The following is an 11,727-nucleotide window of genomic DNA, read 5'->3' as shown; positions in this document are numbered from 1 at the left end:
TCAGATCTGTTCGATCACCTGGGCCAGCAGGTGGCCCATCCGGGTGGCCGAAGCGCGGCCGACTTCGAGAACTTCTTCGTGGTTCAGCGGCTCGCCGGTGATGCCGGCGGCAAGGTTGGTGACCAGGGAAATGCCCAGGACCGACATCTTCTCCGCGCGGGCGGCGATGGTCTCGTGCACGGTCGACATGCCCACCAGGTCGGCTCCCAGGACGCGCAGCATGTTGATCTCGGCGGGCGTTTCGTAGTGGGGGCCGGGAAGTCCGGCGTAAACGCCTTCGGCCAGCGTGGGATCCACGGCCTGCGCGATCTTTCTCAGACGCGGGGAGTAGGCGTCGACGAGATCGACGAATTGCGCGCCGATCAGCGGGGAGCGGGCCGTGAGATTGAGGTGATCACTGATCAGTACCGGTTGGCCGACCGCCATGTCACTGCGCAGACCACCGGCCGCGTTGGTCAGCACGATCGTCTCGACCCCGCACTTGGCGGCGGTCCGGACCGCGTGGACGACGCTGCCCAGTGGATGTCCTTCGTACGCATGGGTTCTGCCCAACAACACCAGCACCGAACGGCCGCCGATGCGCAGCGAGTGGACGGTGCCGGAGTGTCCTGCCGCACTCGGCGGGGTGAAGCCGGGCAGCTCCGCCATCGGGATGCTGGTATCGGCGGTACCCAAGGCGGCAGCGGCCGGCGCCCATCCCGAGCCGAGGACCACGGCCACGTCGTGACCCGGTTTGCCGGTTGCCGCGGCGATCGCGTCGGCGGCCGCCTGCGCTGCGCCGGTGGGGTCGATCGTCGGATCGGAGCTGGTTGGAATCACGTCGGGTCCGTCGGTTGCCATGGGACAACCCTAAGGCGAAATGGGGTGGGGTTCGCGCTCTGTGGGGGGTCTGCTGCAGACAGTGAGTGTCCGTCGAATCGAAAAAGGCGGCGACCGCTAGGCTCGCGACATGCCGTACGTGACCACACATGACGCCGTCCACACGCTCTATCTGGGCGCAGAGGGTGACGACAGTGATTCCGACAATCGCTTCGGAATCGACTGGCTCGACGCCATCAATGCCTGCCTCGATGAGGTCGCCGACAACAAGCCGGGCGCGCTGGTCATCACCGCGACCGGAAAGTTCTTCTCCAACGGCCTCGATGTGGACTACATCGGAGCCAATGGCGACAAACTTCCGGCGTACCTCGACCGCGTCCACGCCCTGTTCACCCGGATCCTGACGTTCCCGCAGCCCACCGTTGCCGCGGTGAACGGTCACGCTTTCGGTGCCGGTGCCATGTTGGCGCTGTGTGCTGACCACCGGGTGATGCGGACCGAGAGAGGTTTCTGGTCGCTGCCCGAGGTACTGCTCGGAATGCCGTTCACCCGGGGCATGGCGACGCTGATCCGGACCCGGTTGACCGACGCCACGGCCACCGAGGCGATGACCACCGGCCGTCGGTACGGCGGTCTCGACGCGGTTGCGGCCGGAATCGTCGAGCAGGCCGTCGACGTCGAGGCGCTGGTCTCCACGGCCACCGACATCGCCGGGGGACGTAGCGCGCTGGCCGGACCGGCTCTGCAGATGATCAAGAAGGGTCTCCGCGAACCACTGCTCGCCGACCTCGCATACCCGACGCCGCCCAACCTGGTTGGTTAAGTCGGATCAGGCCGCAATCGCGATGGTGAGACAATGAACCGATGACACAGATCGGGCAGCGAGGCGCGCGTGCCGTACAGGCAGTGGCCGGCGACCTGATCGAGTTGTCCCATTCGATACATGCCGAACCGGAATTGGCGTTCTCCGAACATCGCAGCGTCGCCAAGGTGACCAGTCTGCTCGACGGCTACGGCTTCGACATCACCACCGGGGTTGCCGACCTGCCCACGGCGTTCACCGCGTCCTACGGCTCGGGTGATCTGGTGGTCGGTCTGTGCGCCGAGTACGACGCCTTGCCCGGTTTGGGGCATGCGTGCGGCCACAACATGATCGCCGCGACCGCGGTCGGTGCGGCCCGTGGTCTGGCAGAGGTCGCCGACGAACTCGGCATCACCGTCGTGGTCCTCGGCACGCCCGCCGAGGAGACCGGCGGTGGGAAGATCGTGATGGCCCGGGCCGGCGTTTTCGATCCGGTCGCGATGGCCTTGATGGTGCACCCGGGCCGGATGGACGAAGTGGCCAGCCGGTCATTGGCCTTGGATGATCTGGCAATTCGGTACACCGGTGTCGAATCCCATGCCGCTGCTGCACCCGAACGCGGCCGCAACGCCGCGGACGCAGGCACCATCGCCCAGGTGTCCCTCGGATTGCTCCGTCAACACCTGAAGGCGGGCCAGCAGATCCACGGAATCGTCAGCGACGGCGGCACCGCCCCGAATATCGTGCCCGGGCACAGCGAATTGCTCTATTACCTCCGTGCCGTCGATGAGGCATCGCTGGCAGATCTTCGCGAGCGCGCCGAAGCGTGTTTCGCGGCCGGTGCGCTGGCGGCGGGTTGCACGTACGAGATCGCGACCGTGTCGCCGACTTATGTTGAGCTCCGGCACGATCAACGACTGCTCGCGGCCTACCGGGGTGCGATCGCCGACCTCGGACGCGAGGTCATGCCGGCCGCACTCGAGGGAGTTCGCCCCCTCGGCAGCACCGACATGGGCAACATCAGCCATGTGCTGCCGTCCATCCACCCCATGATCGGAATCGATAGCAACGGCGCCGGAACCCATGAGATCGAGTTCGCGGCCGCTGCGGCGTCGCCCTCGGCCGATCGGGCGGTTGTCGACGGCGCACTGGCGCTGGCAGCCACCGCCGCACGCGCAGCGGCAGATCCGCAGTGGCGTGAAGACCTCCTGCAGGAGCAGGAAAAACGAATTGGTTCAGTCCCGCGCAACGCGGGCAGATGACGATGAGTGTGTGACGAGAATATGAGTGGGCAATACGTGGACGCAGAACGTTTCCTGAAAGATCTGGACGGTTGGATCAACGCCAACACCGCGCAGTTGGTGGCGTGGCGTCGGGATTTCCATACCCATCCGGAACTGTCGCGAAGTGAGCTGCGCACCACCGGCATCATTGTCGACGAACTGACGAAGGCCGGCCTGTCCCCGCGGGTGCTGCCCCAGGGTGTCGGTGTGGTCTGTGACATCGGCCCGGCCGGGCCATTGGTGGCGCTGCGCGCCGACATGGACGCACTGCCGATCTCCGAGCTGACCGGGCTGCCGTTCAGCTCGAGCGTCGAGGGCGTCTCGCATGCTTGTGGGCACGACGGGCACACCGCGATGTTGCTCGGGGTGGGCAAGGCCCTGGCATCGATGGAGAATCTGCCGATCGGTGTACGGCTGGTGTTCCAGGCAGCCGAGGAAGTGATGCCCGGTGGCGCTCTGGATGCCGTCACCGCCGGTGTCACGCGTGGTGTGTCGCAGATCTATGCGCTGCATTGTGATCCGAAACTCGAGGTCGGCAAGGTCGGATTGCGGCGTGGTCCGATCACCTCGGCGGCCGATCATGTCGAACTGGTGTTGCATTCACCCGGAGGCCACACGTCGCGCCCGCACCTGACCGCGGACCTCGTGTACGCCATGGGCACCGTGATCACCGGACTGCCCGGGGTGCTGTCGCGCCGGATCGATCCGCGAACCAGCACCGTGATGGTGTGGGGTTCGGCACATGCCGGCGATGCGCCGAATGCGATTCCGCAAGAGGGCCGTTTGCGTGGCACGGTGCGTACGGGCGACCACGCCACCTGGGCGCTACTCGAGCCGTTGGTCCGGGAGATCATCGAAGGGCTGCTGGCGCCGTTGAGCGTGCGCTACGACCTGATCTACAAGCGTGGTGTCCCGCCTGTGGTCAACGATTCGATCTCCACCGAGATCTTCCGCGACGCGATCTTGTCGGTGAGCCCCGACGCACTGGCCGACACCGCGCAATCCGGTGGTGGAGAAGACTTTTCGTGGTATCTCGAAAACGTTCCGGGTGCGATGGCGCGGCTCGGGGTCTGGTCCGGCCGCGGACCGCAGGTGGACCTGCATCAGCCGAACTTCGACCTCGACGAGCGTGCACTCGCGGTCGGTGTGCGGACGCTGGCCGGAATTGTCCTGCAGGCGAGCCTGCGCAACCGCTAGCGGTCGCGGGCGGCCGGGCTGGCCGGGCTATCCGGGCTAGTGATCCGGTCCGGGGCTATCTGGTCCCGGACCGACATTCCGTGATTCGCGGACGCGGAGCTGATGCACGTAATCCGATGGTGCACCGGCGATTTCGGCTGCCTCGGACATGACGCCGAGGTAGCGCGCGGACGGCAGGCCACCTTCAAAGGCATCCAGGACGTACAGCCAGGCGAGGACCGGACCGTTGGCTGTGGTGATGCGGCAACGGATCTTGCGATGGATCCCGAGTTCGGACCCCTCCCAGCGGTCGAGGCTGGACTCGTCGTCCTCGGTGACGTCGTACAAGACGACAAATACGCGGGCATCGGGATCGTCGCGATCCTCGGTGACCGTTGCCAGTGCGCCTTCCCAGCCGATGTCGCCGCCGCCGAACGTCAGTCGCCAGCCGTACAGCCACCCGGTGCCCGCCATCGGAGAGTGCGGGGCACGCATGAGCATCTGCTCGGGATGCATGTTTGAGCCATAGGCGGCGTAGATGGGCACGGAGAGGAGCCTAGATGGTCAGCTCCCCATCGGGAAAGTGCAACAGGCGATCGACTAGATTCTCTAGTGGCGCCACCCCGCCGGCAGGCCCATCCGACATCCCTGGGAGTTGACCTGAAATGACCAAAATCGTGATCCTCGGTGGAGGACCCGCCGGCTACGAGGCGGCACTCGCCGCCGCCACCTACGGTGCCGACATCACCATTGTCGACAGCGACGGAATGGGCGGTGCCTGTGTCCTGTGGGATTGCGTGCCGTCGAAGACCTTCATCGCATCGACCGGGATCCGGACGGACGTCCGCCGCGCCGTTGACCTGGGAATCAACCTTCGATACGACGGTGCGCTGGTGTCACTGCCGCAGATCCATCAGCGCGTCAAGGACCTCGCCTTTGCCCAGTCGTCCGACATCCGCTCCCGGCTTCTGAGCGAGGGTGTCCGGATCATTCACGGCCGTGGCCGCCTCGCTACACCCGAGGCCGGATTTGCCCGACACAAGATTGTCGCGACGCCGTTCGGAGCCGACGGCAGCGAGGAAGCCGAAGAGATCCTCGACGCCGATGTGGTGTTGGTCGCAACCGGCGCGTCGCCCCGAGTTCTTCCGGACGCCAAGCCCGACGGTGAGCGGATTCTCACCTGGCGTCAGATGTACGACCTCAATGATTTCCCCGAACACCTGGTCGTCATCGGTTCGGGTGTCACCGGTGCCGAGTTCGTGCACGCGTACACCGAGCTCGGAGTTCCGGTGACGTTGGTCTCGAGTCGGGACCGGGTGCTGCCGCACGAGGACGAGGACGCAGCACTCGTCCTCGAAGACGTGTTGGCCGAGCGCGGCGTCACGCTGGTCAAGCACGCACGTGCCGACAAAGTCGAGCGCACGGCCGATGGTGTGAAAGTCATTCTTGCCGATGGGCGCACCGTTGAGGGTTCTCACTGTCTGATGACAGTTGGATCGGTTCCGAACACGGACGATCTCGGACTGGAGAATGTCGGCCTGGAACTCGGTCGTGGCGGTTACCTCAACGTCGACCGGGTATCGCGGACCGCAGTACCCGGTATCTACGCCGCCGGGGACTGCACCGGGCTGCTCCCGCTGGCATCCGTGGCCGCCATGCAGGGACGTATCGCGATGTACCACTCTCTGGGTGAAGGTGTGTCGCCGATCCGCCTCAAGACCGTTGCGTCTGCGATCTTCACGCGGCCCGAGATCGCGACCGTCGGTGTCAGCCAGCAGGCCATCGACTCCGGTGAGTACCCGGCCCGAACGGTGATGCTCCCGCTGGCGACCAATCCGCGAGCGAAGATGAGCGGTCTGCGCCGTGGCTTCGTGAAGATCTTCTGCCGTCCGGCAACGGGTGTTGTTATCGGCGGAGTCGTGGTGGCGCCCAATGCATCTGAACTCATCCTTCCGATCGCTCTCGCGGTGCAGAACAAGCTGATGGTCAGTGACCTGGCGCAGACGTTCTCGGTTTACCCATCGCTGTCCGGTTCGATCACGGAGGCCGCTCGGCAGCTCGTCCGGCACGACGACCTGGACTGACCCTTCCCACAATTTGGGAAACGCATTTCATTTTTCGATTAAGGCGCGCTAGCCTGGGTTTTGCGACTCACACTGGCGCGCCTTATTCGGTGACCACTCTCATCACCAAGCATCGTTGATACCTGCTGCTGTGGAGAGTGATTGCCTGTGTCTGTTGTCGAAAGTTCTTACGCACCATCGCACGCGTTGGCGAACATTCGCGGCTCGGCGATCCGCGATCTGCTGAAGCTGACCGAACAACCTGATGTGCTGAGTCTGGCCGGCGGTTTGCCTGCCACCGACTTGATCCCTGCGGCGCGGATCTCCGAGTCGGCTGCGCGCATCAGCGCTGATCCCGCCGCATTGCAATACACCGTGAGCGCAGGGGTGTACCCGTGCCGCGAGGCGGTGGCCCGATATCTCGGGACCGATGATCCCGGTCGCGTTCTGCTCACCCATGGCTCGCAACAGGCGCTGTTCCTCTTGGCGCATGCCCTCGTCAATCCCGGTGATCTAGTGGTGGTGGACGATCCGGTGTACGTGGGCGCGCTGCAGGTCTTCCAGTCGGTGCGGGCGCGAGTGCGTGCGCTACCGATCACTGCGTCGGGATGCGATGTCGGAGCATTGCGTGAGTTGCTCGAGGCGGGCGAGCGTCCCCGGATAGTGCACACCGTCAGCAACTTTCACAATCCTGCCGGTGTGACGGCCACGGCCTCGACGCGAATGGAACTGGCGCGGTTGTCCGATCGCTATGGATTCATCGTTGTCGAAGATGATCCGTACGGCCGGTTACGGTTCTCGGGTGATGACGTCGAACCGATTGCCGCGCATGGTGATCGGGTGGTCCGGTTGGGATCGGCATCGAAGATTCTGGCACCCGCGCTGCGGGTGGGTTGGATGACTGGTCCACCTGAGGTGATTTCAATGGTGGAATTGTTACGCCAGGGTGCGGACCTGTGCGGATCGACCTTCAGCCAGTTGATGGTGGCCGAGTTGCTCGATGACGAAGCGTGGCTCGATATGCATGTGGCCCACGTACAGGATGAATACCGTTTGCGTGCAATGGCTTTGACCGGTGCGCTGCGTCGATACCTGGGACAAATGGTTCAGTTTTCGGAGCCCGAGGGTGGCATGTTCTGCTGGGCACGGATGCCGGGAGTGGACACTTCGCAATTGTTGGTGAATGCCGTGGCCGGCGGTGTGGCATTTGTGCCGGGTGCTGCGTTCGGGGTGGAGGCAGACTTCAGCGACTGCCTGCGACTCAGCTTCTCTGCTCTTGGGCCCGAGGAGTTGGACGAGGCGGTTCGGAGATTTGCTGCGGCAGCGGAAAATTCATCGAAATAATTCGAAAAGGTGTTCGACATGAGGTGTCTTCTGGGGTAGACTGATTGAAAGCGTTATGATCAGATGTGCTGGGGGGCATGATGTCTGACGATCCACCTGTTGACTCTTCGGTTGATTCCTCGCCGGTTCCGGTACTGGTGCGCATGTACCTCGAGTTGGAGTTGCTCGTTGCCGATATCGCGGACTGCGCTGATTCCGATATGTCTGGCGCGGAAGTCAATGAGCTTGTGCGGGTGCATGAACGGATCGCCCGTAAGGTCGAGTTCACCGGGTTGCGTCACCTGTTGCGGGTCTCGGATCGGTCATCGTTTACCGAAGCCGGGTATTCGTCACTGTTCGGTTTCACCCGTAGCGAGTTGCGGCTGAGCAAAGGGCAAACCATGTCCCGGATCCGGGGCCTGGAGGCGGTCGGCCGATTCCATACGTTGCAGGGTGAGGTGTTGGCGCCGAAATGCCCTGCGGCCGAGCAGGCGTGGTCGAAAGGTTTGATCGGGGCGGCGCATATGGATGTGATGTTGGATGTGCGCAAGCAGATCCCGTCGGCCTCGGATCCGGCAGTGTATGACGTGGTCGATCATTGGATGACCGAAGAGGCCGTCGGCCAGGATCCCACCCAGTTGACCGCCGCCGGCCGCGCGGTGTTGGCCCGGGTCGACCCTGATGGCCGGTTGACCGATGATTCGGATCGGGCCCGTAAACGGTCGCTGGGTATCGGGGATCAGGGGGTGGATTTGATGGCCAAGATCACCGGCACCCTCGACCCCGAAACGCTGGCCTTGTTGAGGACGGTGATGGATGTGTGGGCGGCGCCGGGGATGAACAATCCGGCCGACCCGAACTCGCCGACCGGGGCGTCCGATGATCCGAAGCAAGATCAAGAGCTGATCAAGGCTGCCGCCGAACGCGATACCCGCTCGAAGGGCGAACAATTCCACGACGCGCTCAAGGCGATCCTGAAGACGATTTTGGAGTGCAATCTGCTTGGGAAGTCGCATCGGGGTTTGCCGGCGCAGTTGGTCATCACGATGACCAAAGAGCAGCTTGACGAGTGTGCGGGGATCGCCAGAACGGCGTCGGGGGTGGACATTCCGGTCAACGAGGCCCTGAATTTGGCGGCGCGGTCGGACAAATATCTGGCTGTCTTTGCTGACCACTCCGCTGAGGTGTTGTATCTCGGCCGGACCAAACGCACTGCGCAGAAGGGGCAACGGTTGGCGTTGTTCGTCCGGGATCGGGGGTGTTCGCATCCTGGTTGTACCAATCCGGCGACCTGGGTCGAGGCCCATCATCTGCTTGCCTGGATCAATGGTGGTTTGACCGATATCGACATGATGGGATCGGCGTGCCCGCCGCACCACAAACTCATCGGTGATGGACCGCATCAGTGGCAGACGATCATGATCACCGAAGGGCCCGACACGGGTCGGGTCGGCTGGATACCGCCGGCGTCGGTGGATCCGGAACGGAAACCGCGGGTCAACCGGGCCCAGCATGTCAACGAAACCTTGGCAGCAGCCTGGGAGAAGGTACTGGCCGATCGCCGGGCCGTGTTGGCCGAAAAGTTGGCGGAACTGACGGACCGCGAACCTGAGGTCCAACCCGATCCCGAGTCGAATGGGCCTGACCAGGGCGAACAGTTGGATGAGTAGCGGGACCGCCCACATCGTGTTCAGCGAGATTGCCGAGTTCAACACTGGTTGGAACCGAACGCTACCGGCTAACGTCGTACCTCAGGTGGGAGATCTCTGCGAGGAGGGGACATGGCCGACGAAGTGCAGTTCACCGATGAACAGTGGGAAACGGTAGCCAAGGCTGCAGAGACGTTTGCTCAGGCGTTGGTGGAAGAGGAGGCGGCCTTGCGAGATCTGCTCGCCGTCAACTGGGCCGGGAACTGCGTTGAGGGCAAGGCCGTATTTGAGAATCTCCGGCAGCTCTTGCATGGTGCCGACGGCTCGTTCAGTCAAGCTATGGATTCAGAGTCAAGTTACCTTAACCGGCTGGCAGCTCAGTGCCGTTCGTCGAAGTTGGATCTTGTCGGCGTTGACGTGGAAGCTGCCGACGGGATTTCCAATTGAATTGTCGCGTGGCCGGACTGCTGGCAACTTTGTTCTTCGTTGTGTCTTGCCAGAGTGTCGCTGAGACAACTGATGCCGTCTCGGCACCCAGCGATTCTGGGCCAAGCCTTACAGAGACGTCGGGTACTCCAGTTCCGTTGCCGTTCGAGACTAAGTTTCCCGAACGATGGAATCCATCCAATGACGGGACTCCTTATGAGCCGTGCGTCGCATTTTCGAGCGCTGAGCTTAAGCGATTCAATATCGACCCAGGGGAAATTGAAGATGCTGCCATTGTGAACGGCCAGGGCGTGCGGGGATGTAGATGGATAATGAGAGAGACGTTTTCGCTCGGGCAGGTTGTAACGAATTCGGTCTCGCTGAATGAATATCGAAAAACCACACCGGAGTTAGATTGGAAGCCAGACATCCTTGTAGAGGGGAGGGCAGTTGGGGTGTTTGGTCTTAATGATCACGAAGGTACTTGCTCAACGTATGTGCAGTCGTTCTCGGCTGCCGTGGTTACGAACGTCCTAATATCGACGGCGCCCGAAGCGCGTTCGACGATGGAGTCTTGTCGAATAGCGGAGGACTTCACGCGTGCATACATTGGAAAAATTCCGGGGTGAAATAGTGAATACGATCGCCTTCGGTACGGGATTCCGTCCTTGTTTGATTCTTCAAAGTATATCTTGTTTTTCGGGCTACTGATTTCGGACGAATCGCTGTAGTTTGGTTGCTTCGCGGTAAGGCCGCTGTGACTATCGATGGGTTAGGACGGACCAGACGCATGTTGACGTGCGTCGTCACTTCGATGACGTTGCGGGAACCGTTGCTCTACACTTCTGCAGCAAGTCGGCGCTGGGGAGTGCTGTGAGGGGGATCGGGGGGAGATTGTGGCGCCGAGGTCGATTGATCCGACGGATTGGGTGAGCCATGCGCTCGATGAGATGCGTCGGGTGTGCGCGAGTATGCAGCCCAGTTCGGCAGAGGCTGATGCTGAGGCGATCAGGCTGATTGCCAGTCGAATCCAGGCAGCTGCGGCGGTCTATGAATCCGCTCTTCCGAAGCTGTATCCGGAAGGGGAGTTCAGCGGTGAAACTGTCAATGGCTCGCACCGAGCAACGGTCGCCGGGATTCGACACACCGACAGTTCGGCAGCAATCGGACTGAAAATCGCGGATCAGATTTCAGCCATCGCGGGGATTCTGTCGCAAACGCAGGGCAACGTTGCAGATCTGGACGCCAAGTTCGGGGACGGTGGCGGTGACAACACCATGGAGCGAGCGGTGCATCGGGCCCTGATCGCAAAGACGATGACGGATTCGTACAGCAACCCGGTCATCGGCGCGAACGGCTCACTGCCCGAGTACGACGCCGCCCCGCTGCCGCAACTCGGTGCGGGCTTTGAGCCGAGTCTGGCGAATGCCCTTGGTGGAGGTGGTTCGGGCGGCGGACCAGGAGACACCGGTCCTGCGCTACTCGCGGGATCGGGCGCGATCGGTGCAAATGGCCCAGACGGTCCAGGCGGGCCGAATGGCCCAGGCAATGATCAAGCTGCCTACATGGGAGGTCAGGCCGGCGACACGCCTTTCACTCTCGGAAGCGGTCGTGACGGTTCTGGTGAGAGCGGAGACGGATCGACGCCCGGCCCGCTCAACGGGGCGTTCGGTGCGCCGGTGGCCGGCGGTGCCGGTGCCGGCGGACTGACGTCGGCCGCGGCGCTGAACGGTGCACGCGGTGGGGTGTCCGGTATCGGTTCTGGAATGGGTTCGGGCGCCGGACGCGCCGGTGGCGGGGGAGTCGGAGGCAGCGCACTCGGAGGCGCCGGCTCGGAAGCTGGTCCGCTCGGGCGTCGGATAGCTGCTCCGCTGGTGACACCGGCAACCGGCGCCAATCAATCGGCCGGCGCCACACCCTCGGCCGGTTCCCGGGGCGGAAGTCCGATGGGGTCACCTGCCGGCGGCCGCGGAGCGGGGAAAGACAAGGACGGGGAGCATCGCGCGCCGTCGTACCTGCACACCCGCGAGAACGGGGAAGAAATGGTCGGGCGCCTGCCGCTGGTGGGTCCACCCGTCCTCGGTGATTGGGCCCGTGTCCTGGATCTGGGACCAGATGAAAGCTCAAAATCACCCGACGCGCCTGGCGGTAAAGGCCCAGACGACACACAACAGTAGCGACCGCCC

The 11,727-nt window shown here is 63.2% G+C and carries 11 protein-coding genes; 9 read left to right on the top strand and 2 right to left on the bottom strand.

The window, feature by feature from the left end; translation table 11 throughout:
• The gene (locus AC51GR_RS18205; RefSeq protein WP_496326056.1) at positions 1-840 is read right to left on the bottom strand and encodes a purine-nucleoside phosphorylase; all 840 of its coding nucleotides are present in this window, start codon (positions 838-840) and stop codon (positions 1-3) included.
• 109 nt (positions 841-949) lie between these two features.
• Between AC51GR_RS18205 and AC51GR_RS18200 the strand changes: the two genes are divergently transcribed.
• The 3 genes from AC51GR_RS18200 to AC51GR_RS18190 are packed head-to-tail and all read left to right on the top strand — an operon-like array spanning position 950 to position 4,101.
• A complete protein-coding gene (locus AC51GR_RS18200; RefSeq protein ID WP_496326055.1) occupies positions 950-1,642 on the top strand; it encodes an enoyl-CoA hydratase/isomerase family protein in 693 nt (230 codons plus the stop codon).
• A gap of 41 nt (positions 1,643-1,683) precedes the next feature.
• Positions 1,684-2,883 carry an amidohydrolase gene (locus tag AC51GR_RS18195; protein WP_496326054.1) on the top strand — a complete coding sequence of 400 codons (1,200 nt, stop codon included), beginning with the start codon at positions 1,684-1,686 and terminating at the stop codon, positions 2,881-2,883.
• 36 nt (positions 2,884-2,919) lie between these two features.
• Positions 2,920-4,101 (top strand): M20 family metallopeptidase, encoded by a 1,182-nt coding sequence (locus tag AC51GR_RS18190; RefSeq protein ID WP_496326053.1) that lies wholly within the window; start codon positions 2,920-2,922, stop codon positions 4,099-4,101.
• A gap of 36 nt (positions 4,102-4,137) precedes the next feature.
• Here the strand turns inward: AC51GR_RS18190 and AC51GR_RS18185 are convergent, their stop codons facing one another.
• A complete protein-coding gene (locus AC51GR_RS18185; RefSeq protein ID WP_496326052.1) occupies positions 4,138-4,626 on the bottom strand; it encodes a gamma-glutamylcyclotransferase in 489 nt (162 codons plus the stop codon).
• A gap of 119 nt (positions 4,627-4,745) precedes the next feature.
• On the opposite strand from AC51GR_RS18185, the gene AC51GR_RS18180 reads away from it, so the two are divergent.
• From AC51GR_RS18180 to AC51GR_RS18155, 6 genes are all read left to right on the top strand, one after another.
• Entirely contained in the window at positions 4,746-6,164 is a 1,419-nt protein-coding gene (locus AC51GR_RS18180) for an NAD(P)H-quinone dehydrogenase (RefSeq protein ID WP_496326051.1), read from the top strand.
• Between the two features lie 147 nt (positions 6,165-6,311).
• Complete coding sequence (locus AC51GR_RS18175) at positions 6,312-7,487, top strand: aminotransferase-like domain-containing protein (RefSeq protein ID WP_496326050.1); 1,176 nt, start codon at positions 6,312-6,314, stop codon at positions 7,485-7,487.
• 77 nt (positions 7,488-7,564) lie between these two features.
• Positions 7,565-9,136, top strand: a complete 1,572-nt coding sequence (locus AC51GR_RS18170; RefSeq protein ID WP_496326049.1) for an HNH endonuclease signature motif containing protein — start codon at positions 7,565-7,567, stop codon at positions 9,134-9,136.
• 111 nt (positions 9,137-9,247) lie between these two features.
• Positions 9,248-9,562 carry a hypothetical protein gene (locus AC51GR_RS18165; RefSeq protein WP_496326048.1) on the top strand — a complete coding sequence of 105 codons (315 nt, stop codon included), beginning with the start codon at positions 9,248-9,250 and terminating at the stop codon, positions 9,560-9,562.
• A gap of 8 nt (positions 9,563-9,570) precedes the next feature.
• Positions 9,571-10,170 (top strand): DUF3558 family protein, encoded by a 600-nt coding sequence (locus AC51GR_RS18160; protein ID WP_496326047.1) that lies wholly within the window; start codon positions 9,571-9,573, stop codon positions 10,168-10,170.
• 342 nt (positions 10,171-10,512) lie between these two features.
• A complete protein-coding gene (locus AC51GR_RS18155; RefSeq protein ID WP_496326046.1) occupies positions 10,513-11,718 on the top strand; it encodes a hypothetical protein in 1,206 nt (401 codons plus the stop codon).
• The last annotated feature ends 9 nt before the right edge of the window (positions 11,719-11,727 follow it).

This window comes from Williamsia sp. z71 (assembly GCF_059553375.1).
The sequence above is the reverse complement of the archived record's forward strand: the minus strand, read 5'-3'. Positions and strand labels throughout refer to the sequence as shown.

Bases quoted from the DNA above. Each gene is read 5' to 3' on its own strand.
- AC51GR_RS18205 (WP_496326056.1), bottom strand. From the start codon at position 840: ATGGCAACCGACGGACCCGACGTGATTCCAACCAGCTCCGATCCGACG.
- AC51GR_RS18200 (WP_496326055.1), top strand. From the start codon at position 950: ATGCCGTACGTGACCACACATGACGCCGTCCACACGCTCTATCTGGGC.
- AC51GR_RS18195 (WP_496326054.1), top strand. From the start codon at position 1,684: ATGACACAGATCGGGCAGCGAGGCGCGCGTGCCGTACAGGCAGTGGCC.
- AC51GR_RS18180 (WP_496326051.1), top strand. From the start codon at position 4,746: ATGACCAAAATCGTGATCCTCGGTGGAGGACCCGCCGGCTACGAGGCG.
- AC51GR_RS18170 (WP_496326049.1), top strand. From the start codon at position 7,565: ATGATGTCTGACGATCCACCTGTTGACTCTTCGGTTGATTCCTCGCCG.
- AC51GR_RS18165 (WP_496326048.1), top strand. From the start codon at position 9,248: ATGGCCGACGAAGTGCAGTTCACCGATGAACAGTGGGAAACGGTAGCC.
- AC51GR_RS18155 (WP_496326046.1), top strand. From the start codon at position 10,513: ATGCAGCCCAGTTCGGCAGAGGCTGATGCTGAGGCGATCAGGCTGATT.